This is a genomic window from Curvibacter gracilis ATCC BAA-807, from assembly GCF_000518645.1.
Taxonomy (GTDB): Bacteria; Pseudomonadota; Gammaproteobacteria; order Burkholderiales; family Burkholderiaceae_C; genus Curvibacter; species Curvibacter gracilis.
Genome location: NZ_KI912466.1, coordinates 341,323 through 363,050, shown reverse-complemented (window position 1 = coordinate 363,050; position 21,728 = coordinate 341,323). Strand labels below are relative to the sequence as shown.

Genomic DNA, 21,728 nt, shown 5'->3' with positions numbered 1-21,728 from the left:
AGACCCTCCATGCAACGCAAAACCCTGCTCGCCCTGGGCCTGGCCCTGGGCACCTGCCTCGCGCTGAGCCACCCTTGGGCGCGCGCCCAGGCGAGCGCGCCCCATCTCACCCCCTTGCCCGATGCGGCCAACCGGCCCATCCGCTTCGTGGTGCCGTTTCCGCCCGGCAGCGGCACCGACACCTCGGCGCGCTACTTCGCCCGCAAGCTCACCGAACTGAGTGGCCAGCCTGTGGTGGTCGACAACCGCGCCGGCGGCAACGGCTTCATTGCGGTGCGCGCCGTGCTGGCGGCACCGGCCGATGGCAGCACGGTGTTCGTGGGCAGCAACTCCACCCTGGCCGTCAATGCGGCGCTGTTCAAGTCGCTGCCCTACGACCCGGTGGCCGATTTCGCGCCCTTGTCCATGCTGATGCGCTCGCCCGCCTTGCTGGTGGTGCCCGGCCAGGCCGAGCAGCAGACCCTGGGCGATCTGATCAGCGCCGCCCGGGCCCGGCCCGATGCGCTCAACTACGGCGCCGGCTCGGCGGGCTACCAGCTGATGGCCGAGCTGTTCAACGACGCCGCCCGGGTGCAGACCCACCACGTGCCCTTCAAGGGCGCGGGCGAGGCGGTGACCGCCGTGGTGGGCGGCACCGTGCAATTTGCCTTTGCCGAGACCACCAGCGCCCAGGAGCTGATCAAGGGCGGCAAACTCAAGGCCCTGGCCGTGGCCTCCGAGCGCCGCGTGCCGGCGCTGCCCACCATCCCCACCGCCGCCGAGGCCGGCCTGCCCGGCTTCAGCGCCTACACCTGGGTGGCCGCCATGGTCTCGGCCAAGACCCCGCGCGCCGAGGTCGAGCGCCTGGCTGCGCTGTTCACCCGCATCGAAGGCCTGCCCGAGACCCGCGAGTTCTACGAACGCCTGGGCGCCGAGGTGATGTCGGGCGGGCCCGAGGAGATGCGCGCCTTCCAGGCCAGCGAGATCCAGCTCTGGAAACGCATCGCCCAGAAGGCCCGGGTGGAGCTGCAATGAGCACCGACCAGGCCACACCCCCTGCATCCCACGCGGGCGCTTTGGCCGGCCTGCGCGTGCTCGACCTGTCGCGCGTGCTGGCCGGCCCCTGGGCCAGCCAGACCCTGGGCGACCTGGGCGCCGAGGTGATCAAGGTCGAGCGCCCAGGCGTCGGTGACGACACCCGGCTCTGGGGCCCACCCTTTCTGAAGGATGCCTTGGGCGAGGCCAGCCACGAGTCGGCCTACTACCTGTGCGCCAACCGCAACAAGCGCTCCATCGCGGTCGACCTGACCCAGCCCGCCGGGCAGGACCTGATCCGGCGCCTGGCGCAGGGCAGCGATGTGCTGATCGAAAATTTCAAGGTCGGCGGCCTGCGCGCCTACGGCCTCGATGCCCAGACCCTGTGCGCGCTCAACCCGCGCCTGGTGTACTGCTCGATCACCGGCTTCGGCCAGACCGGGCCCTACGCCGCCCGTGCGGGTTACGACTTTCTCATGCAGGGCATGGGCGGGCTGATGAGCGTCACCGGTCGGCCCGAGGGCGAGCCCGGGGCCGGCCCGTTGAAGGTGGGCGTGGCGCTGACCGACATCCTCACCGGCCTGTACGCCAGCACGGCGGTGCTGGCCGCCCTGCGGGCCCGCGACCAGAGCGGGCGCGGCCAGCACATCGACCTGGCCCTGCTTGATGTGCAGGTGGCCTGCCTGGCCAACCAGGGCATGAACTACCTCTACAGCGGCCAGCTGCCCCAGCGCATGGGCAATGCCCACCCCAACACCGTGCCCTACCAGGACTTCCCGACCGCCGACGGCGACATGATCCTGGCCATCGGCAACGACAGCCAGTTCGCCCGCTTCTGCGCCGAGGCCGGCCACCCCGAGTGGGCGCAAGACCCGCGTTACGCCAGCAACAGCGCCCGCCTGGCCCACCGTGCCACGCTGATCCCGCTGCTGCGCCAATGCACCGTGATGCACAGCACCGCCGACTGGGTGGCGCGGCTGGAGGCGGCCGGCGTGCCCTGCGGCCCCATCAACAACATGGCCCAGGTGTTTGCCGACCCGCAGCTGCAGTCGCGCGGCGTGATCACCCACCTGCCACACCCGGTGGCCGGGGCCGACATCCCGCTGGTGGCCAGCCCGATCCGGCTGTCGGACACCCCGGTGCAATACCGCCACGCCCCGCCCACCCTGGGCCAGCACACCCGTGCCGTGCTGGCCGAGTGCCTGGGCCTGGGCGAGGCCGAACTCGATCAACTGACGCAACAAGGGGTGCTGGCATGAATCGCCTCGCCGCACATCACCTCACAAGGATGGCTGAATGAGTGCCCTCGACTCCCTGGACCTGACCCCCATCCCCGCCGAGGACGAGGCCTTGCGCGCCCCCGTGCGGGCCTTTCTGGAGCAGGCCTTGCGCGGCGTGCCCGGCGTCACCCGGGCGCGCTCCTGGTCGGGCTACGACCCGGCCTTCAGCCGGGCGCTGGGCGCGCAGGGTTGGCTGGGCATCACCCTGCCGACGGCCTATGGCGGCGGCGGGCGCAGCCCCTATGCCCGTTATGTGCTGGTGGAAGAGTTCCTCAACGCCGGCGCCCCTGTGGGCTCGCACTGGATTGCCGACCGCCAGAGCGGCCCGCTGATCCTCAAATACGGCACCGAGGCGCAGAAGCGTCACTACCTGCCGGCCATCTGCCGCGGCGAGGCCTTCTTCTGCATCGGCATGAGCGAGCCCGGCGCCGGCTCCGACCTGGCCAGCGTGCGCAGCCGCGCCACCCGCACCGACACCGGCTGGCGCCTGAACGGCCAGAAGATCTGGACCACCAACGCCCACCACTGCCATTACATGATCGCGCTGGTGCGCAGCTCGGGCGAAGCCGGCGACCGCCAGCAGGGCCTGTCGCAATTCATCGTCGACCTGTCGCTGCCCGGGGTCACGGTGCGGCCCATCACCGATCAATCGGGCGACCGCCATTTCTGCGAGGTCTTCTTCGACGATGTGGCGCTGGCCCCCGAGGCCTTGATCGGTGCCGAGGGCCAGGGCTGGGCCCAGGTGACGGCCGAGCTGGCCTTCGAGCGCAGCGGGCCCGAGCGCCTGTACTCCAGCATCGTGCTGTTCGACGAATGGCTGGCCTTTGTGCGCCAGGACGCTGCCACCCACCCGCAGCGCAACACGGCCGCCCTGCGGCTGGCCGGCCGGGTGCTGGCCCAACTGGCCCCGCTGCGCGCCATGTCGGTGGCGGTCACCGGGCGGCTGGCGCGGGGCGAGAGCCCGGTAGTCGAGTCGGCCCTGGTCAAAGACCTGGGCACCGGCGTCGAGCAGCTGATCCCGGCTGCGCTGGCGGACGACCTGGGCACCCGGCTGGCCGAGGGCCAGAGCGTGCCCCTGGGCCTGCTGCACACGCTGAACTACGTGATCCAGGTGGCGCCCTCGTACTCGCTGCGCGGCGGCACCCGCGACATCCTGCGCGGCATGATCGCGCGCGGCCTGGGGCTGCGCTGATGAGCCGCCTGACCACTCCATCGAGAAAGGCCGGTTGATGAACGACGAGCAAGACCTTTTTGCCGCCTCGCTGCGCACCCTGCTGCAGGCCCACGCCGACCCGGCCGTGGTGCGCGCCGTCGAGGCCGGTGGCCCGGCCCAGGCCCTGTGGCAGGCCCTGCACGATTCGGGCTTTGCCGACGCCCTGCTGCCCGAGGCCCAGGGCGGCGCCGGCCTCGGGTTGGGCCAGGCCTTCGGCCTGCTGGCCTTGTGCGGCGAGTTCGCCCTGCCTGTGCCGCTGGGCGAGACCCTGCTGGCGCGCGGCCTGCTGGCCCAGGCCGGCCTGGCCTGGCCCGAGGGGCCGCTCACGCTGGCCGCACAGGCGCTGGACGACGGGGAGCGCCTCGTCTGCACCGGCGTGCCCTGTGCCCGCGTGGCCAGCCACGTGCTGCTGCGCCACCTCGACCGCTGTGCCCTGCTGCCGGTGGCCGAGGCCCGGGTGGACGCCGCCGGGCTGGCCCAGGAGGCCACCCTGAGCTGGCCGCTGGCCACCTGGCAGGCGGCGCCCGCCTGGCCCGGCGCCTTGCCGCCGCTGCGCGAGCTGCAGGCCGTGCTGTACGCGGCCCAGATGGCCGGCGCCATGAGGGCGGTGTTCGAGCGCAGCCTGCAGCATGCCAACGAGCGCCAGCAGTTCGGCCGCCCGATCGGCAAGTTCCAGGCCATCCAGCACCAGCTCAGCGTGATGGCCGAACTGGTGTTCGCCTCGCGCATGGCCGCCCGCCTGGGCTGCCAGGGCCCCGTGCAGGCGCCCGATCCGCTGCGCGCCGCGCTGGCCAAGGCGCGCTGCAGCGAGGCCGCGCCCGAGGTGGCGGCGCTGGGGCATGCCATCCATGGCGCCATCGGCTTCACCGCCGAGTTCGACCTGCAGCTCTACACGCGCCGCCTGCACGCCTGGCGCCAGGCTGGTGGCAGCGAATCGCACTGGCAGGGCGTGCTGGGCGAGGCGCTGGTGAACGGGCACGAGGGCCTGGCGCTGGACCTGTTGCGCCAGCTCACCGATGCCAGCCCGCTGACTGCATGACCCCCCACTGGAGTTCCCCATGACCGACTCAAGCCCTTTCCTGAAATCCGAACGCGAGGGCCCTGTCCTCATCCTCACCATGAGCCAGCCCGCCACGCGCAATGCGCTGACCGGCAACACCGCGGTGGCCGAGTTCGTGCAGGCCTGTGAGGCGGTGCGCCGCGACCCGGGCGTGCGGGTGGTGATCCTGACCGGCGAGGGCCCGGTGTTCAGCTCGGGCGGCAACGTCAAGGACATGCAGCGCTACGAGCGCGACCGGCCCTCCCCCGACGCCATCCGCGAGGAGTACCGCCAGGGCATCCAGCGCCTGCCGCGCGCCCTGTACCAGCTCGACGTGCCGGTGATCGCGGCCATCAACGGGCCGGCCATCGGAGCCGGGCTGGACCTGTGCTGCATGTGCGATCTGCGCATTGCCGCCGAGGGCGCCAGCTTTGCCGAGAGCTTTGTGCGCGTGGGCATCGTGCCCGGCGATGGCGGCGCCTGGCTGCTGCCGCGGGTGGTGGGCCTGTCCAAGGCTTCCGAGATGGCGTTCACGGGCGAGGCCATCGGCGCCGCCGAGGCCCTGGCCTGCGGTCTGGTCTCGCGCGTGGTGCCGGCCGATCAATTGATGGCGGCGGCCCGCGCCCTGGCCGGCAAGATCGCCGCCAACCCGGGCGGTGTGCTGCGCATGACCAAGCGCCTGCTGCGCGAGGGCGAGCGCAGCTCGCTGGAGTCGTTGCTGGAGTTGTCGGCCGCCTACCAGGCCCTGGCCCACACCACCGAAGACCACTTCGAGGCGGTGCGCGCCTTTGTCGAGAAGCGCGCGCCGCGCTTCCAGTCTTGAGCCACGAGCGCCGCGCTGTCAGTCCTGAGCCACGCGGGCCGGGCTGGCCTGGCCCAGGGTGGCGTCGCTGGCCTTCCAGCCGCCGCCCAGGGCCTTGATCAGCTGCACCGAGGTCAGCAACTGCTGACTCTGGTTCTGCACCTGCTGGCGCTGGTAGCCCAGCAGGGTCTGCTGGGCCAGCACCACCTCCAGCAGACTGGAGGCGCCGGCCCGGTAGCGGGCCTGCGACAGCTCCAGCACTTTGCCGGCGCTTTTCACGGCCTGCTGCAGCGAGCGCTGGGCTTCGCGCAGCGCCGCCTGGGTGGTGAGGCTGTCCTGCACCTCCTGGAAGGCCTGCAGCACGGTCTGCCGGTAGCTGGCGCTGGCCTGCTGGTAGCCGGCCTTGGCCACGTTCACCGCCGCCGTGGTGCGGCCGCCGTCAAACAGGGTCTGGGTGGCGCTCAGGCCCAGTGACCACAGCAGGCTGGGCGCCGAGAACAGCTTGCTGAAGCCGTTGCTGTCGTCGCCATACAGGCTGTTCAGGGTCAGGCTGGGGTAGTAGGCGCTGGTGGCGATGCCGATCTGGGCATTGGCGGCGGCCATGGCCCGTTCGGCGCTGGCAATGTCGGGGCGGCGCTCCAGCAGCGAGGCCGGGGTGCCCAGGGGCAGTTGCGGCGGCTCGGGCAGGCGGGTGTCGGCGGCCAGTTGAAAGCTGGGGGCCGGCTGGCCGGTGAGCGTGGCGATCGCGTGCTCGAAGCGGGCCCGGCTGTCGCGCAGGCCCTGCAGCTGGGCCTCGGTGCCCGAGACCAGGCCTTGCTGCTGCTCCAGGTCGATGCCCGAGGCACTGCCCAGGTCGTGCCGGGCGGTGACGAAGTCCAGCGTCTGGCGCTGCGCCTTCAGGGTCTGGTTCAGCACCTCGATCTCGGCATCCAGCCCGCGCAGGGCCAGGTAGCTGCTGGCCAGCTGGGCCGTCAGCACCAGGCGGGTGTTCTCGAAATCGGCACCCGATTGCGCCTGGGCGGCCCGGGCGTTCTCCAGCTGGCGCCGCACCCGGCCGGCCAGGTCGACCTCATAGCTCACGGTCAGGGCGGTCTGGTAGTCACTTTGCTCGACCGAGCTGTTGGCGCTGGTGTAGCTGCTCAGCGGCCGGTTGGCCGAGGTGCGAAAGCGCGAGGTGCCGGCCTGCAGGCCCACCCGGGGCAGCAGGGCGCCCAGGGCCGAGTCGGTCTGGGCCCGGGCCTGGTCCAGGCGTGACTGGGCCAGGGCCAGGGTGTTGTTCTGCTTCAGGGCAGTGTCGACCAGGCTCTGCAGCGTGGCGTCGGCGTACAGCAGCCACCAGGGGCCTTTGAGTTCGTCGTCACGCGGCTGGCCGGCCTGCCAGCCGGCTTCGGCCTGCCAGTGGGCCGGGGCCGCGGTGGTGGGGCGCACGTAGTCGGGCCCCACGGCCGAGCAGCCGCCCAGCAGGGCCAGGCCCAGCCAGGCGCCGTGCCGCGCCAGGCGCTGCAGCGCGGGGGCTTTCATGAGGCGCTCCGCTCGGCCTTGGCCGGGGCTTCGGGGGCCTTGTTGGGCTGGGTATCAGGCTTGGCACCCTCTTTGCCGCCGTCCTTGCTGCCTTCCTTGCCGCCTTCCTTGTTGTTGGCCGGCACCGGCGCGTCGCTGGCCACCACCGCGTCGCCCTCGGCCAGCGAGTCGGGGGGGTTGATGATCAGCTTGTCCTGGGGCGACAGGCCGCTCTGGATCTCGATGCGCACGCCCAGATCCCGGCCCAGGGTCACCTTCTTGAGCTGCACCTTGCCGTCGACCACGGTGGCCACCAGCGTGCCTTCGGGGCGGAACAGCAGGCCGTTGTTGGGCACGGTCAGCAGGGGCTTGTCGGCGCCGGCGGCCTGCAGGGCCACCTGCACATACGAGCCCGGCAGCAGCTTGCCGTCGGGGTTGGGCAGGTTGATCTCCACCTGCAGGGTGCGGGTGGCCGGGTCGATGGCGCCGGCGGTGCGCACCACCTTGCCGGTGAAGGTCTGGCCCGGCAGCTCGGACAGGGTGACCAGGGCTTCCTGGCCGGCCTTGATGCGCGGCGCAACGCTTTGCGGTGCCGACACGTACAGGCGCAGCACATCGGTCTGCGACAGGGTGAACAGCAGCTTGGGGGCGCCGCCGTTGCCGGCGTCGACCAGGCTGCCCACGTCGATGTTGCGCTTGGTGACCACGCCGCTGAAGGGCGCCACGATGCGGTTGTAAGACAGTTGCAGCTCCAGGCGCTGCACCACTGCCTCGCTGGCGGCCAGGTTGGCCTGCACCAGCTTCAGCGTGTTCTGGCGCTCATCGAGCTCCTGCTGCGACACGGCATCGCGGGCGCGCAGGCCCTGCCAGCGCTCGAACGAGGTGCGTGCCAGCTGCAGGTTGGATTGCACCTGGGCCCGGTTGGCCCGGGCCTCGGCCAGCTGCTGTTCGATCTCGCCGGTGGCGATCTCGGCCAGCAGCTCACCCTTGTTCACGCGCGCACCGATGTCCTTGAACCACTGTTTGACGTAGCCGCTGCTGCGCGCGTAGATGGGGGTCTCGATGTAGCCCTGCAGGCTGCCCGGCAGTTGCAGGGTCTGCTGGCCGCGCCCGGGGCGGGGCGAGACCACGTAGACGTGCACCTTGGCGTTCTCCTGCGTGCTGGCCGCCAGGGCCTTGGCCTGGGCGGCGCGCTCGGTCATCACCAGGGCGGCACCGGCGCCCAGCACCAGCAGCACGCCCAGGGCCGCCCAGCGCGCGCGCCGCAGCAGTCGGATGCGCTTGATGTTGTGGGCCCCTTCGTGCTGGTGCAGACCGTGGATTCCGATGGAAGAGTGTCGCTGCGCGTGGCTCATATCAGGCATTTCCTTGGGCGGAGAGGGGGGCGGCCGCCTGAAGTCGGCGGGCGGCCCGGCGTTCGAGGGCGCGGTGCACTGCGGCAAACACCACAGGCACGAAGAACAAAGTGGAGACGGTGGCAAACAGCAGGCCGCCGATGGTGGCTCGGCCCAGCGGCGCGTTCTGTTCGCCGCCTTCGCCCAGGCCCACGGCCATGGGCAGCATGCCGATGATCATGGCCAGGGCGGTCATCAGCACCGGGCGCAGGCGGGTGGTGCCGGCTTCCAGCGCGGCCGACAGGGGCGGCGCGCCGTCCAGCAGGCGTTCGCGGGCAAACGAGATCATCAAAATGCTGTTGGCCGTGGCCACGCCCATGGTCATGATGGCCCCGGTGAGCGCGGGCACGCTGAGCGTGGTGGCGGTGAGGAACAGCATCCAGGCGATGCCGGCCAGGGCGGCGGGCAGGGCGGTGATGATGATGAAGGGGTCCACCCAGGACTGGAAGTTGACCACGATCAGCAGGTACACCAGCACGATGGCCATGATCAGGCCCACGCCCAGGCCCAGGTACGAACTCTGCATGGTCTCCACCTGGCCGCGCATCTTCACGCTGCTGCCCCGGGGCAGGTCGGCCTTCATGCTGTCGATGGCCTGCTGCACCTCGGCGGCCACGCTGCCCAGGTCGCGCCCGGACACGCTCACGAACACGTCCACCACGGGCTGGATGTTGTAGCGCGACACCACGGTCTGCTCGCGGGTGGGGCGCACGGTGACCAGGTTGCTCATCAACTGGGCAGGGGGCTGGGCGGCGGCGGTGCTGCCGGTGGGCACGCTGTTGGTGATGGGCACGCCCACCGGGATCTGCAACAGGTTGTCCAGCGAGTCGACCTGGTACTGCGGGGTCTGCACCGCGATGCTGTAGACCACGCCGTTGGCCGGGTTCAGCCAGAAGGCCGGCGCCGTCTGGAAGCTGCCCGACAGCGAGACCAGCAGGTTCTGCGCCACGTTGTTGGCGTTCAGGCCCAGCTGCTGCAGCTGGGCGCGGTCGATGTCGAGCTTCTTGGTGGGCTGGTTGATGCGCTGCTGGATGTGCACGTCCACCGCGCCATCGATCTGCCGCACCTTGCTTTGCAGCACGCTGGCCAGGCGGTAGTTCTCGGCGATGTTGGCGCCACTGAACTGCACGTCGATGGAGGCCGGCTGCCCGAAGTTGAGGATCTGCGTGATGATGTCGGCCGGCTGGAAGAAGATCTCCACACCGGGGAAGCGCTTGGGCAGTTCGGCGCGCAGGCGCTTCACGTGCTCGTCGGTGGGGCTGTGGCCATGGCGCAGGGCGATCTGCACCTCACCGTCGAGTGTGCCGATGGTGCCCGCGTTGCTGTACGACAGGTTGATGCCGCTGTAGGGCAGGCCCAGGTTGTCGAGGATGGTCTCCAGTTCTTCGGGCGGGATCAGCTCACGCACCGCGTTCTCGATGCGGTCGGCCAGGCGGGCGGTTTCTTCGATGCGGGTGCCGGTGGGGGCGCGGAAGTGCAGGCGGATCAGGCCGGCGTCCACGCTCGGAAAGAAGTCCCGCCCCAGCACGCCATACAGCCCGCAGGAGGCGATGCAGAACACCAGAAAGGCGGTGATGAAGCTGGCGCGGCGCGTCAGCAGGCCGCTCAGGATCACCACGTAGACACCGCGCAGGCTCTCGAAGCCGGCGTCGAAGCTCAGGTAGATGCGGCGGAAGAAGCCTGGCCGGCTGTCGTCCACGGGCGGGGCGTTGCGCATCAGCAGCTTGACCAGGGTGGGCACCAGGGTGCGCGACAGCACGTAGGAGGCCATCATGGCGAACACCACCGATTCGGCCAGCGGCACGAACAGGTAGCGGGCCACGCCGGTCAGGAAGAACATGGGCACGAACACGATGCAGATGCACAGCGTGGAGACAAAGGCCGGTACGGCGATCTCGCCGGCCCCTTCCAGAATCGCCTGCTCCAGCGGCGTGCCCAGGTGCAGGTGGCGCTCGATGTTCTCGATGGTCACGGTGGCGTCGTCCACCAGAATGCCCACCGCCAGGGCCAGGCCGCCCAGGGTCATGAGGTTGATGGTCTCGCCCAGGGCATAGAGCATCAGGATGGCCGACAGCACCGACAGCGGGATCGACACCGCGATGATGCAGGTGCTGCGCCAGTTGCCCAGGAACAGCAGGATCATGGCGGCGGTCAGGCAGGCGGCGATCAGCGCCTCATGGATCACGCCGCTGATGGCCGCCTTCACGAACAGCGACTGGTCGAACAAGGGGGTGATCTTCAGATCGGGCGGCAGGGTCTGGGCCACCGAGGGCAGCAGCTCGCGCAGCTTGGTGACGATCTCCAGGGTGGACGAGCTGCCGTTCTTCAGCACCGACAGCAGCACGCCGCGGCTGCCGTCCTGGCGCGCGATGTTGGTCTGGGGGCTGAAGCCGTCGCGCACATTGGCCACGTCGCTGAGGGTGATGGTGGTGCCGTTGCTGGAGCGGATGGGCAGGGCGTTCAGGCCCTCCAGGTTGGCGGGCGAGCCGTTCATCGACACCGTGTACTCGGTCTCGCCGAGCTTGGCCGTGCCCCCGGGCAGGATCAGGTTCTGCGCATTGATGGCGTTCACCACATCCGAGGGGGTCAGGCCCTTGGCCTGCAGGGCGCGGGTGTTCAGGTCCACCGAGACCACCCGGTTCTTGCCACCGTAGGGGAAGGGCACGGCCGCGCCGGGGATGGTGATCAGGCGCGGGCGCAGAAAGTTGACGGCGGCATCGAACAGGCCCTGCTCCGACATCGAGGGGCTGGCCAGGCCCAGCTGGATCACCGGGATGCTGGAGGCCGAGTACTTGATCACCAGCGGCGGCGTGATGCCTGGGGGCATCTGGCGCACGATGGCCTGCACCGAGGAGGTGACCTGGGCCAGCGCGGTCTGGATGTTGGCATCGGGCTGGAAGAACACCTTGATCACCGCGATGCCGGCCAGCGACTGCGACTCGATGTGCTCGATGTCGTTGACCGTGGTGGTCAGCGAGCGTTCATTGACGTTGGTGATGCGGGTGCCCACCTCCTGGGCCGACAGACCGGTGTAGTTCCAGATGATGCTGATCACCGGGATGTTGATTTCCGGAAAGATGTCGGTGGCCATGCGCATCAGCGCCAAGGGGGTGGCCAGCACGATCAGCAAGGCCATCACGATGAACGTGTAGGGTCGGCGCAGCGCAATATTGACGATCCACATGGGGCAGGCATCCGGTTGGCAGACAGGCGTGGTGCGAACGGGCCCATCCCCTGATGGAGCTGCCGGCGCTCAACGTAACCAAACATTTTGCAGGAGAAGCATGACCCAGGCCGACGCCAGGCCTTGGCTGGCTTGGCAAAGCCATGGGTCCGCATGGCTCTGTGCTGGTTTTTCTGAAAAAAATGCTGGTACCGATGGTTTTGATTCTGATCGGTCTGATGGCTATGCCAGCCACTCTGCCGCCAGCAGCCGGGGCGGCAGCGCGGGCGCATAGTGGTAGCCCTGGGCCTCGTCACAGCCCAAGGCCAGCAGGGTGCGGGCCTGTTCCGGGGTTTCCACCCCTTCGGCCACGGTGCGCAGCTGCAGGGCCCGGGCCATGCTGATCACCGCCGTGACGATGGCCTGGTCGGCCGGGGCGCGCAGCATGTCGTGCACAAAGCTCATGTCGATCTTCAGCTTGCCGACCGGAAAGTTCTTCAACTGGGCCATCGAGGCGTAGCCGGTGCCGAAATCGTCGATCGTCAGGTTGAAGCCCGCCGCCACCAACTGGTCGGCCACACGCCGGGCCCGTTGGGGGTCGAGCATCATGGCGGTTTCGGTGATCTCCAGTTCGATCGCCTCGGGCCGGGCGCCGGCCGCGCGCACCAATTGAATCGCCCGGGTCGGGAAGGATTCGTCGCTGAGCTGGGCGGCCGACACGTTCACGGCAATCGGCGGCGGGGCCGGTGTGGCGGGCGTGCACCAGGCGGTCCATTGGCGGCTGGCTTCGCGCAGGGCCCAGTCGCCCAGTTGCACGATCAGCCCGCGTTCTTCTGCCACCGGGATGAATTCGCCCGGGCTGATCGTGCCCAGTTCGGGATCGTTCCAGCGGGCCAGGGCTTCCAGGCCGGTCAGTCGGCCGCTGTGCAGGTCGATCTTGGGCTGGTAGTGCAGGTGCAGGCCGCCGCTGCCCAGGGCCTTGGCCAGGCGTGTGGCCAGGGTGTTGCGGCGGTGCAGCCGTTCGCTCATGTGCTGCTCGTACAGTTCGCAGTGCCCGCCACCGAGGGATTTGGCCTTGAACATGGCCAGATCGGCGTGCTTGAGCAGTTCTTCGACCGTGTGCCCCTGGCTGGGAAACAAGGCCATGCCGATGCTCACCCCCACCTCGATCGCAGGCGCCGTGGTGCCGATCGGCTGGGCCAGGGTGTGCATCAGGTGGCGGCTGATGTGGTGGGCATCTTCCAGGCCGTCGATTTCACAGGCCACCATGAATTCGTCGCCACCGATGCGCGCCAGCAGTTGGTCCTTGCACAGCATGGATTGGCAGCGCTGCGCCACCTCGCGCAGCACCTGGTCGCCCATGGCGTGACCCAGGATGTCGTTGATCTCCTGCAGGCGGTCCAGGTCCAGGAACAACAAGGCCAGTTGACGGCCGGCACGCTCGCAGCGGTCCAGCATCTGCTGCGCCAGCACCAGGCCATGGGTCCGGTTGGGCAGCCCGGTCAACACGTCGTAGAACGCCAGGCGCTGCAGGTGTTCGGCCGCCAGATGGCGCTCCGAGATGTCAAGCAAGGTGCCGTGGCCTTTCAATGGCAGACCCTGCGCGTCATATTCGAGGCGGCCGCGGGCCTCCACCCAGCGCAGCCTCTGCCCGATCTGGATGCGGTGCTCCACCCGGAAAGGGGCGCCTTCCAGGGCCGCCTGCCAGGCCTTTTCGACGCTGGCCCGGTCTTCCTCATGGATGTGATCCATCAGGGCCCGGAAGGTGCAGACCTGGTCTTCAGGCCAGTTCAGCAGGCTGATGGCCTGGGGGCTGAGCAGCATCACATCGGTGGCGAGGTCGATCTGCCAGGTGCCCACGCTGGCCACCGCCTGGGCGTTGAGCAGGTCGCGTGTGAGCCGGGTTTGATGGCGCAGGTCTTCAAACACCAGCAGCAGATGGGGCTCGCCCCTGTCTGGGGCGTCGCGCAGAGGGCGTGCAGTGGCGCGCACGGGAATGGCCAGGGCTTCGGGATGCCCGCTGCGGCACAGCGTGAGGGTCTCGCAGGCCAGGTTCTGGTGGATGGACTGCTCCGCAAGCGCCAACAGGGGCGTCACGTCGAGCCAATCTTGCAGAGCAGTTCCCGGGAGATCCCCGGCGTGCAGGTTCAGCAGGCATTCCATGGCCGGGTTGGCATACACCACGGTCAGGTCCGGGGTGAGCACCAGGGTGCCGCAGGGCAGGCCGGCAAAGGCGGCGTCGTAGCTGCCCAGGCGGGGCAGCGTGGGTTGGCGGTGGCGCAGCAGTGCATCGGAGGCCAAGCCCATGTCGTGCATGAGCGCCTTGCTCAGGGCCAGCATCTGGGTCAGCAACTCGTCCGGTTGCTTGGCATGGGCCTGGACCATGCAGGGCAGCACGGTCTGCAGGTAGTGCCGATAGGCCTCGGCCAGCCAGCTGGGAGGCAGGTCCAGGCGCGCCATGGCCAGGCCCATCTGGTCCCGGCTTTGGCGATAGCCCTCGCCATAGGGCCCTTCCGTGAGATTGGTGAAGTAGGCGGTCTGCAGTTGTTGCAACTGCGTTTCCGAGGCGTCGTTGGGGCGGTGCGCCTGGCTCAGGGGCTCCTGCAGCAGGTGATGTGCAGCGGCTTGGAACACGTCAGGGCAGTTTTGGCGCAACTGCTGGTGCAGGCGTTGCAGGGCGCTCTGCTCTGCGGCAGCCAGGGGCTGCGGGGGCGGGTGCTCTGGACTGCTGACGTGTGTCATGGGGGCCAACCTTGAGATGTGCCATGGCCTCGGTGGAAGGGTGCCAAGCGGATGGGATGTCGATTTATTTGAAATATATACTAGATATGAAACGGCGCAAGCATTTTTTAATTTCAAGATGATTTTTGTGAAATTAAATTCTGATTTTCGAAATAAAATTGACGAAAGTGATTTTTGGGCTGAGGCGCGACTGAAGGTCCTTCCCGGCACCGCTGTGATGTCGCGCTCAGGCTTGGCAGTGTTGGCAGTGATTTGAGGCCGATATGGCAGTGTTTGGCAGTTTTTGGCGGTCAGACGGCTGCCAGAACCCGAGCCCTGCCGGTGTGTCATGCCTAAGTCCTTGTATTCAAATGACTTTTCGTCACAAACCGGGCTGGCACGAAATCTGCCCATGTCAAGCCATGATCTGCGGACCCGGGACACCACCGGGTGCGCGCGGGCTCAACTGCGAGGCACGGTGCGCGCGGTGAGGCCCTCATTGAACCGGGTTGCCATGGATTCCACACCTTCCTCCACGAACAAAGTCATCCCCATCGTTGCGGCTCCGCCGGAAGAGACCGAGGTGTTTCTGTATGCCGCCACGAAGAAGATCCACCCTCGCTCGGTCAGCGGCCTGTTTGCGCGCTGGCGCTGGGGGCTGGTTTTCCTCACCCAGATCGTCTTCTATGGTCTGCCCTGGCTGGAGTGGGGGCAGCGTCAGGCGGTGCTGTTCGACCTGGGGGCCCGGCGCTTCTACCTGTTCGGCATCGTGCTGTACCCGCAGGATTTCATCTACCTGACCGGGCTGCTGGTGATCTCGGCGCTGTCACTGTTCCTGTTCACGGCAGTTGCTGGGCGGCTGTGGTGTGGCTACGCCTGCCCGCAGACGGTGTACACCGAGATCTTTCTGTGGATCGAGCGGCGCTTCGAGGGCGACCGCATGGCCCGCATCCGGCTGGACGAGGCGCCGATGTCGCTCAACAAGCTGTGGCGGCGGGGCGGCAAGCACCTCGTCTGGCTGGCGGTGGCCGGCTGGACGGGCTTCACCTTCGTGGGCTATTTCACGCCGGTGCGCACCCTGGGCCTGGAGGTCTGGACCCACACCCTGGGTCCCTGGGAGACCTTCTGGGTGCTGTTCTATGGTTTTGCCACCTATGGCAACGCCGGCTTCATGCGCGAGCAGGTGTGCAAGTACATGTGCCCCTATGCGCGTTTCCAGAGCGCCATGTTCGACAAGGACACCTTGATCGTCACCTACGACGAGGCGCGTGGCGAGCCGCGTGGCAAGCGTTCGCGCAAGGCCGACCCGGCCGCACTGAAGCTGGGCGCCTGCGTGGACTGCGAACTGTGCGTGCAGGTGTGCCCCACCGGCATCGACATCCGCAAGGGCTTGCAGTACGAGTGCATCGGTTGCGGCGCCTGTGCCGACGTGTGCGACACGGTGATGGACAAGCTCAACTACCCGCGCGGGCTGGTGCGTTACTCCACCCAGAACGCGGTGCGCAACGGCTGGTCGCGGGCGCAGATCCTGCGCCACGTGATGCGTCCCCGGGTGCTGGTGTATGCCACGGTGCTGCTGGCGCTGACCGTGGCCCTGTTCTCCCACCTGATGCTGCGCACCCCGCTGCGCGTGGATGTGGTGCGCGACCGCGCCGCGCTGTCGCGCATCGCCCCGGGCGGCATGCTGGAGAACGTGTACCGGCTGCAGATCATGAACGCCACCGAAAAGCCGCAGACCTACCGGCTGGGCGCCTCGGGCCTGGAGGGGCTGAAGCTGGCCTCCGAGGAACGGGTGGAGGTGGGCCCTGCCGAGTCACGCTGGGTGCCGGTGCGTCTGCAGGTGCCCTATGGCTCGGCCCCGGCGGGTTCGCACACGGTGTACTTCTCGATCGGTGCGGAAGGCGGCGACGCGCATGTGTCCGAGAAGTCGGCCTTCCTGGTGCCGCGCTGATCAGTCCTTCAGGCGCCGGTAGAGGGTGCGCTCGCTCAGGCCGAGCTGGCGCGCCAGTTCTTTGCGACTGCCCTGAAAGCGCCTGGCCAGTTCGCGCAGCGCGTCGGGTGTCTGGCGGGCGCCCGGTGGGAGTGCCGCTGGCCGTGCCGCAGTGGCAGTCCATGGGCTGTCGTGGGCGCCGGATTGAAGTGTGTCCGGCGGCAGGTGGGCCAGGCCGATCACGCCATCGTCGGCGAACAGGCGCGCCCGATCGATCACATTGCGCAGCTCGCGGATGTTGCCCGGCCAGGCGTACTGCTGCATGCAGCGCAGCGCCTCGGCGTCGACCCGGTAGCGCAGGCCCCCGGCGGGGCTGCGCGCCAGGATGGATTCCACCAGCAGTGGGATGTCGTCGGCACGCTCGCGCAGGGCGGGCAGGTGCACCGGGAATGCGTTGATGCGGTAGTACAGGTCTTGCCGGAACTGGCCTTGTTCGACCATGCGCGCCAGGGGCTTGTGGGTGGCGGCCACCAGGCGGAAATCGGCGCGCAGGGTCTCGATGCCCCCCACACGCCGGAAGGTGCCCGATTCGATCAGCCGCAGCAGCTTGACCTGCATGCTCAAGGGCACGTCGCCCATTTCATCGAGGAACAGCGTGCCCCCGGTGGCGGTCTCCACCAGCCCTTTCTTGCGCTGGGTGGCGCCGGTGAAGGCCCCTTTCTCGTAGCCGAACAGCTCGCTCTCGAACAGGGTCTCGGTGAAGCCCGAGCAGTCCACGGTCACAAAGGGGCCGTTGGCGCGTTCGCTGGCCTCATGCAGGGCGCGCGCAAACAAATCCTTGCCGGTGCCCGATTCGCCCAGCAACAGCACCGGCAGGTTCGAGGGCGCCACGCGTTGCAAGGCGGCCAGGGCCTGGGTGAAGGCGCTCGAGTGCCCCACCAGACCGTCGGCCCGCACCTGGGGCGAAGCGCTGCGCAGGGTGGACAGCCGTTCGACAAAGGCGATCACCTGGCCCTGGTGGTCCTGGATCGGGCGCAGTTCGACGTCGACATGCTCCAGCCCGCGCGGGGTGTGGTGCACATGCAGCACGCGATCGGCGCGGCGTCGCTCCAGCGCGTGGCGCATCGGGCAATGCTCACCGGCCTGGTCGCAGGGCACGTCGTAGTGGTGCGACACCTCATAGCATTTGCGCCCCAGGGGCGAGGCGTCGGCCACCCCGAACTGGCGCCGGTAGGCGGTGTTGGCGGCCAGGATGTTGTAGGCCGGGTCGAGCACCATCATGGGGGCAGGGTCGTGCTCCAGGAAGGACAGCAGGGCCTTGAGCTCATCGGGGCTGGGCAGTGCCGCCGTGGGGCGGAGCAGGGGGCGGGTGCGGGGCATGGCGGCAGTGGATTGGCAGTGGCTGCCAATACTGCCAAAGAAATGGCAGTCCAGGGGGGATGGTGAAGCGAAAGAGGTGGGGGACGCGCCCCTCAGGGGCGGCCGGTGAGGATCTGGAATCCCCACATCAACAAGCCCGGAATCACCACCGGCAGGGTCAGGAACAGGAACACCGAGGTGAACTGGGCCAGCACGAACAGGTCGATCAGGGTCTGCTTGGCCCACTCCAGCAGATCGACTTCCCAGAAGCGAAGCGGCTTGTTGTTGCTCATGACGCCCTCTTTTCATGGCCGCAGGGCGCGGTCAGTGCTTCATTTTTAGCACAGCGGTGCGCATCTGCAAGGGCTTTGGCCGCACCCGACCGCACCAGGCCGCACCCGGCCGGGCCGCGGCCCGGCCTGAGGCGCTCAGCCTGCGGCAGCCAGGGTCTTGAAGACCTCGCGGGCAGCAGCCACGGTCTGGGCGATGTCGTCGGCGCTGTGGGCGCTGCTCACAAAGCCGGCTTCATACAGCGCCGGGGCGATGTAGACGCCGCGCTCCAGCAGGCCGTGGAACAGCTGGTTGAAGCGGGCGCTGTCGGTCTTCATGACGGTGGCGTAGTTCTGCGGCAGCTCCGGCATCAGGAAGAAGCCGAACATGCCGCCCTGGCAGTCGGCGCTGAAGGGCACGCCCTCGGCGGCGGCAGCCGCCTTGAGGCCGTCCACCAGAGACAGGGTGCTGGCCGACAGGGCCTCGAAGAAACCGGGCTTGCGGATCTCGCGCAGCGTGGCCAGGCCGCAGGCGGTGGCCACCGGGTTGCCCGACAGGGTGCCGGCCTGGTAAACGCCGCCCAGCGGGGCCAGGTGTTCCATGATGGCGCGGCGCGCGCCGAAGGCGGCCAGCGGCATGCCGCCGCCGATCACCTTGCCCATCACCGTGATGTCGGGCTCGAAGCCGGGGATGGCCTGGGCGTAGACGCTCTGGGCGCTGCCCAGGGCCACGCGGAAGCCCGTCATCACCTCATCGAGGATCAGCAGGGCTCCGTGCTCCGAGCACAGCTCGCGGCAACGCTTCATGAAGGGCACCGAGGCGCGCACGAAGTTCATGTTGCCGGCGATCGGCTCGATCATCACGCAGGCCAGTTCCTTGCCGTGCAGGGCAAAGGCCTCCTCAAGCTGCTCGATGTTGTTGTACTCGAGCACCAGGGTGTGCTGCACCACCTCGGGCGGTACACCGGCGCTGGTGGAGGTGCCGAAGGTGGCCAGGCCCGAGCCTGCCTTGACCAGCAGGGCGTCAGCGTGGCCGTGGTAACAGCCCTCGAACTTGATCAGCTTGCTGCGACCGGTGGCGCCTCGGGCCAGGCGGATCGCGGTCATGCCGGCTTCGGTGCCGGAGCTGACCAGGCGCACCATGTCCATCGAGGGCACCAGGCTCAGGATTTCTTCGGCCAGCTCAACCTCGCGCTCGGTGGGGGCGCCGAAAGAGAAGCCTTCGAGGGCCGCCTTCTGCACGGCCTCGAGCACGGCCGGGTGGCCATGGCCCAGGATCATCGGGCCCCAGGAGCCGATGTAGTCGATGAAGCGCTGGTCGTTGGCGTCCCAGAAATAGGCGCCTTGGGCGCGTTTCACGAAACGCGGCGTGCCCCCCACGGCGCGGAAGGCGCGCACGGGCGAGTTCACGCCGCCGGGGATCACGCGCTTGGCGCGCTCGAACAGGGGCAGGTTCAGGTCAGTGTTGAGTGTCATGGGGAGGAATCACAAACCCGGCCAGCGTGTCGCTGGCGTCGGGGTTCTCGTTGTCGTCTTCACCTTCTTCGGGCTGGGCCCAGAACAGGCGATCGGGGATCACATGGCCCATGCCGGGGCGGAAGCCCGCATCCAGGCAGCGGTCCAGGTAGCTCAGGGCCTCGCTGGTGGCTTCGCCCAGGTCGATGCCGGTGGCCACCAGCGCGGCCAGCGCGGCCGACAGGGTGTCGCCAGCGCCTGCGAACACGGCGTCGAACAGCTCGAACTGCACGTGGCCCAGGATGCTTTGCGGGCTGGCCAGCACGTTGTCGACGTGCTGCTCGGCCAGCGGAATGCCGGTGACCAGCGTGTAGGGCACGCCTTGCTTGGCGGCCGCTGCGGCAATGTCGCGCGCACTGGGGGAGCGGTCGCTGTTCCAGTCGGGCAGCAGCCAGCGCCACAGGGTGCTGTGGTTGCCAACCAACACCGAGGTCTGGGGCAGCAGCAGTTCGGAAAACGCGTCCAGGTAGCTGTCGATCTTGTCTTCCTGCCACCACGACAGGTTGGGCATGTAGGCCACCACCGGGATGTCGGGGTAGTCGGAGCTGATCTCGGCGATCGCGCTGAGGTTTTCCGGGTCGCCCACGAAGCCCACCTTGATCACCTGCACCGGCACGTCTTCCAGCATGGTGCGCGCCTGCTCGGTGACCACCTCGTCGTCGAAGGCGGCGTGGTCAAAGATTTCGGAGGTGTCGCGGATGTAGCTGCCGGTCACCACGGGCAGGGCATGGCCGCCGACCGAGGCGATCGTGGTGATGTCTGCCGTGAGGCCGCCGGCGCCGCTCGGGTCGCTGGCGTTGAACACCATCACGCAGGCCGGCGTGCTGTCTTCGTCGCTGGCCGCAGGGGCGCTGGGGGGGGGTGTGAGCGTGGTCATGAAGTCCGGAAATGGGCAGTCTGCTCAGGGTAGCAGAAGCGGCCTTGGGACTCGATACAATCATTGCATTCTATTCGAAGGCCCCTTAAGCTGTGACTGATAACAAAACTTGGATGTGTCTTATTTGTGGCTGGATTTATGACGAATCCACCGGTGCTCCCGAGCATGGCATCGAGCCAGGCACCCCCTGGGAAAAGGTTCCGATGAACTGGACCTGCCCCGAGTGCGGAGCCCGCAAGGAAGACTTTGAAATGGTCCAGATCTGAACCCGTGACTCCTTTGCTGGCGTCGATCTGGCGACACGAGGAATGCACTGATGTCCATTGACAGTTCAGGTCTCAAGGTGCTGGTGGTGGACGACAGCAACACCATCCGCCGCAGCGCCGAAATCTTTCTCAAGCAAGGCGGCCATGACGTCCTGCTGGCCGACGACGGCTTTGATGCGCTCGCCAAGGTCAATGACTACGAGCCGCAGCTCATCTTCTGCGACATCCTGATGCCCAAGCTGGATGGCTACCAGACCTGTGCCATCATCAAACGCAATGAGCGCTTTGCTGCGACGCCGGTCGTGATGCTGTCCTCCAAGGACGGCGTGTTCGACAAGGCGCGCGGACGCATGGTGGGTTGTCAGGATTACCTCACCAAACCCTTCACCAAGGACCAGTTGCTGCAGGCCGTGCGGCAATTCGGTATGCCGACTCTAGGAGCGTTGTGATGTCGATTCACAAAGTGCTGATCGTTGACGATTCGAAGACGGAACTGATGTTCCTGTCTGATTTGCTGCAGAAAAGCGGTATGCAGGTCCGCACCGCTGAAAACGCTGACGAAGCATTCAAGCGCCTGGCCGAAGAAAAACCCGATCTCATCCTGATGGATGTCGTGATGCCCGGCCAGAACGGCTTCCAGCTCACACGCTCGATCAGCCGCGACCCCAAGTACGCCGACGTGCCCATCATCATGTGCACCAGCAAGAACCAGGAAACCGACCGGGTCTGGGGTTTGCGGCAGGGCGCCCGGGGCTACATCACCAAGCCGGTCGATCCCGCCGAACTCAAGGCCAAGATCAACGCGCTGAACTGATCGCCCAGACCTGCGACCCCCCCCAATGGCCAATCGAGATGCTCTCCGCGAACTCCAAAGCCGTCTGGCGGCCCGACTGCAAGCTGCGCAAGCCGAAGGGCCCTCGATTGCCTGGCTGGCGGTGCACGCCGGAGCCGGGCGTTACCTGATGCCACTGGCCCAGTCGGGTGAGATCTTTCCATGGTCGCCGGTGCAGCCGGTGCCTTACACCCGGCCCTGGTTCTGGGGCGTGGCCAATTTGCGTGGCAACCTGTCCGGTGTGGTCGACCTGGCCGCTTTCCTGACCGAGGTCTGGCCTGCTGCGCCCGCCCTGCGTCCGCGCTCCGAACTGGCCCAGGCCGATTGCAGCCTGCTGGCGCTCAATGCCGCCCTGGATGTGAACGTGGCCCTGGTGGTTGACCGCCTGGCCGGTTTGCGCAGCCCCGACGCTTTCGTCTCCAGTGCGCCCCCTGCCGAAGATGCCCCGGGCTTCTTCGGCGCCCTCCACACCGATGCGCAAGGCGAGGCCTGGCAGGAGATCCAACTCCTGTCGCTCTCGCAGTCCGCGCAGTTCCTCAGTATCAGTGCCTGAG

At 68.1% G+C, this 21,728-nt stretch carries 19 protein-coding genes; 11 read left to right on the top strand and 8 right to left on the bottom strand.

The window, feature by feature from the left end; genetic code table 11:
* Positions 1–9 precede the first annotated feature (9 nt).
* The 5 genes from L880_RS0127230 to L880_RS0127210 are packed head-to-tail and all read left to right on the top strand — an operon-like array spanning position 10 to position 5,369.
* A complete protein-coding gene (locus tag L880_RS0127230; RefSeq protein WP_019577145.1) occupies positions 10–1,014 on the top strand; it encodes a Bug family tripartite tricarboxylate transporter substrate binding protein in 1,005 nt (334 codons plus the stop codon).
* Positions 1,011–2,273, top strand: a complete 1,263-nt coding sequence (locus tag L880_RS0127225) for a CaiB/BaiF CoA transferase family protein (RefSeq protein WP_051443628.1) — start codon at positions 1,011–1,013, stop codon at positions 2,271–2,273. The genes L880_RS0127230 and L880_RS0127225 overlap by 4 nt, the downstream gene beginning before the upstream one ends.
* Positions 2,274–2,310: 37 nt before the next feature.
* Complete coding sequence (locus tag L880_RS0127220) at positions 2,311–3,486, top strand: acyl-CoA dehydrogenase family protein (RefSeq protein ID WP_027478278.1); 1,176 nt, start codon at positions 2,311–2,313, stop codon at positions 3,484–3,486.
* Positions 3,487–3,523: 37 nt separating this feature from the next.
* Entirely contained in the window at positions 3,524–4,546 is a 1,023-nt protein-coding gene (locus tag L880_RS0127215; protein ID WP_027478277.1) for an acyl-CoA dehydrogenase family protein, read from the top strand.
* A gap of 19 nt (positions 4,547–4,565) precedes the next feature.
* Positions 4,566–5,369 (top strand): crotonase/enoyl-CoA hydratase family protein, encoded by an 804-nt coding sequence (locus L880_RS0127210; protein ID WP_027478276.1) that lies wholly within the window; start codon positions 4,566–4,568, stop codon positions 5,367–5,369.
* 18 nt (positions 5,370–5,387) lie between these two features.
* Here the strand turns inward: L880_RS0127210 and L880_RS0127205 are convergent, their stop codons facing one another.
* From L880_RS0127205 to L880_RS33775, 4 genes are all read right to left on the bottom strand, one after another.
* Positions 5,388–6,869, bottom strand: a complete 1,482-nt coding sequence (locus L880_RS0127205; protein WP_027478275.1) for an efflux transporter outer membrane subunit — start codon at positions 6,867–6,869, stop codon at positions 5,388–5,390.
* Positions 6,866–8,203, bottom strand: a complete 1,338-nt coding sequence (locus L880_RS33780; protein ID WP_245615395.1) for an efflux RND transporter periplasmic adaptor subunit — start codon at positions 8,201–8,203, stop codon at positions 6,866–6,868. Before L880_RS33780 ends, L880_RS0127205 begins: the two co-directional genes overlap by 4 nt.
* Position 8,204: 1 nt before the next feature.
* Complete coding sequence (locus L880_RS0127195; RefSeq protein WP_027478274.1) at positions 8,205–11,426, bottom strand: efflux RND transporter permease subunit; 3,222 nt, start codon at positions 11,424–11,426, stop codon at positions 8,205–8,207.
* A gap of 222 nt (positions 11,427–11,648) precedes the next feature.
* Positions 11,649–14,147, bottom strand: a complete 2,499-nt coding sequence (locus tag L880_RS33775) for an EAL domain-containing protein (protein WP_051443627.1) — start codon at positions 14,145–14,147, stop codon at positions 11,649–11,651.
* Between L880_RS33775 and L880_RS36120 the strand changes: the two genes are divergently transcribed.
* Together L880_RS36120 and ccoG are read left to right on the top strand one after the other, a co-directional pair.
* Entirely contained in the window at positions 14,146–14,403 is a 258-nt protein-coding gene (locus L880_RS36120) for a hypothetical protein (RefSeq protein ID WP_169737812.1), read from the top strand. The two genes, L880_RS33775 and L880_RS36120, sit on opposite strands and share 2 nt — an antisense overlap.
* A 237-nt stretch (positions 14,404–14,640) precedes the next feature.
* Positions 14,641–16,077 (top strand): cytochrome c oxidase accessory protein CcoG, encoded by a 1,437-nt coding sequence (ccoG, locus tag L880_RS0127185; RefSeq protein ID WP_027478273.1) that lies wholly within the window; start codon positions 14,641–14,643, stop codon positions 16,075–16,077.
* On the opposite strand, the gene L880_RS0127180 is transcribed toward ccoG, so the two are convergent.
* The 4 genes from L880_RS0127180 to thiD form a co-directional block, all read right to left on the bottom strand.
* On the bottom strand, positions 16,078–17,436 hold the full coding sequence (locus tag L880_RS0127180) for a sigma-54 interaction domain-containing protein (RefSeq protein WP_027478272.1): 1,359 nt from the start codon (positions 17,434–17,436) through the stop codon (positions 16,078–16,080).
* Positions 17,437–17,528: 92 nt separating this feature from the next.
* Positions 17,529–17,708 carry a hypothetical protein gene (locus tag L880_RS0127175; protein ID WP_019577134.1) on the bottom strand — a complete coding sequence of 60 codons (180 nt, stop codon included), beginning with the start codon at positions 17,706–17,708 and terminating at the stop codon, positions 17,529–17,531.
* A 135-nt stretch (positions 17,709–17,843) separates the two neighbouring features.
* The gene (gene hemL / locus L880_RS0127170) at positions 17,844–19,160 is read right to left on the bottom strand and encodes a glutamate-1-semialdehyde 2,1-aminomutase (protein ID WP_027478271.1); all 1,317 of its coding nucleotides are present in this window, start codon (positions 19,158–19,160) and stop codon (positions 17,844–17,846) included.
* On the bottom strand, positions 19,144–20,076 hold the full coding sequence (gene thiD / locus L880_RS0127165) for a bifunctional hydroxymethylpyrimidine kinase/phosphomethylpyrimidine kinase (RefSeq protein WP_027478270.1): 933 nt from the start codon (positions 20,074–20,076) through the stop codon (positions 19,144–19,146). The genes hemL and thiD overlap by 17 nt, the downstream gene beginning before the upstream one ends.
* Before the next feature lie 92 nt (positions 20,077–20,168).
* On the opposite strand from thiD, the gene L880_RS35310 reads away from it, so the two are divergent.
* Genes L880_RS35310 through L880_RS0127150 form a run of 4 tightly spaced genes read left to right on the top strand, consistent with a single transcriptional unit; the run spans position 20,169 to position 21,727 of the window.
* Positions 20,169–20,342 carry a rubredoxin gene (locus L880_RS35310; protein ID WP_084461699.1) on the top strand — a complete coding sequence of 58 codons (174 nt, stop codon included), beginning with the start codon at positions 20,169–20,171 and terminating at the stop codon, positions 20,340–20,342.
* Between the two features lie 50 nt (positions 20,343–20,392).
* Complete coding sequence (locus tag L880_RS0127160) at positions 20,393–20,791, top strand: response regulator (RefSeq protein ID WP_019577131.1); 399 nt, start codon at positions 20,393–20,395, stop codon at positions 20,789–20,791.
* On the top strand, positions 20,791–21,156 hold the full coding sequence (locus L880_RS0127155) for a response regulator (RefSeq protein ID WP_019577130.1): 366 nt from the start codon (positions 20,791–20,793) through the stop codon (positions 21,154–21,156). The genes L880_RS0127160 and L880_RS0127155 overlap by 1 nt, the downstream gene beginning before the upstream one ends.
* Before the next feature lie 25 nt (positions 21,157–21,181).
* On the top strand, positions 21,182–21,727 hold the full coding sequence (locus tag L880_RS0127150) for a chemotaxis protein CheW (protein WP_027478269.1): 546 nt from the start codon (positions 21,182–21,184) through the stop codon (positions 21,725–21,727).
* Position 21,728 lies beyond the last annotated feature (1 nt).

Coding starts and splice junctions, on each gene's coding strand:
- L880_RS0127230 (WP_019577145.1), top strand. CDS start 10: ATGCAACGCAAAACCCTGCTCGCCCTGGGCCTGGCCCTGGGCACCTGC.
- L880_RS0127225 (WP_051443628.1), top strand. CDS start 1,011: ATGAGCACCGACCAGGCCACACCCCCTGCATCCCACGCGGGCGCTTTG.
- L880_RS0127220 (WP_027478278.1), top strand. CDS start 2,311: ATGAGTGCCCTCGACTCCCTGGACCTGACCCCCATCCCCGCCGAGGAC.
- L880_RS0127215 (WP_027478277.1), top strand. CDS start 3,524: ATGAACGACGAGCAAGACCTTTTTGCCGCCTCGCTGCGCACCCTGCTG.
- L880_RS0127210 (WP_027478276.1), top strand. CDS start 4,566: ATGACCGACTCAAGCCCTTTCCTGAAATCCGAACGCGAGGGCCCTGTC.
- L880_RS0127205 (WP_027478275.1), bottom strand. CDS start 6,869: ATGAAAGCCCCCGCGCTGCAGCGCCTGGCGCGGCACGGCGCCTGGCTG.
- L880_RS33780 (WP_245615395.1), bottom strand. CDS start 8,203: ATGAGCCACGCGCAGCGACACTCTTCCATCGGAATCCACGGTCTGCAC.
- L880_RS0127195 (WP_027478274.1), bottom strand. CDS start 11,426: ATGTGGATCGTCAATATTGCGCTGCGCCGACCCTACACGTTCATCGTG.
- L880_RS36120 (WP_169737812.1), top strand. CDS start 14,146: ATGGGGGCCAACCTTGAGATGTGCCATGGCCTCGGTGGAAGGGTGCCA.
- L880_RS33775 (WP_051443627.1), bottom strand. CDS start 14,147: ATGACACACGTCAGCAGTCCAGAGCACCCGCCCCCGCAGCCCCTGGCT.
- ccoG (WP_027478273.1), top strand. CDS start 14,641: ATGGATTCCACACCTTCCTCCACGAACAAAGTCATCCCCATCGTTGCG.
- L880_RS0127180 (WP_027478272.1), bottom strand. CDS start 17,436: ATGCCCCGCACCCGCCCCCTGCTCCGCCCCACGGCGGCACTGCCCAGC.
- L880_RS0127175 (WP_019577134.1), bottom strand. CDS start 17,708: ATGAGCAACAACAAGCCGCTTCGCTTCTGGGAAGTCGATCTGCTGGAG.
- hemL (WP_027478271.1), bottom strand. CDS start 19,160: ATGACACTCAACACTGACCTGAACCTGCCCCTGTTCGAGCGCGCCAAG.
- thiD (WP_027478270.1), bottom strand. CDS start 20,076: ATGACCACGCTCACACCCCCCCCCAGCGCCCCTGCGGCCAGCGACGAA.
- L880_RS0127160 (WP_019577131.1), top strand. CDS start 20,393: ATGTCCATTGACAGTTCAGGTCTCAAGGTGCTGGTGGTGGACGACAGC.
- L880_RS0127155 (WP_019577130.1), top strand. CDS start 20,791: ATGTCGATTCACAAAGTGCTGATCGTTGACGATTCGAAGACGGAACTG.
- L880_RS0127150 (WP_027478269.1), top strand. CDS start 21,182: ATGGCCAATCGAGATGCTCTCCGCGAACTCCAAAGCCGTCTGGCGGCC.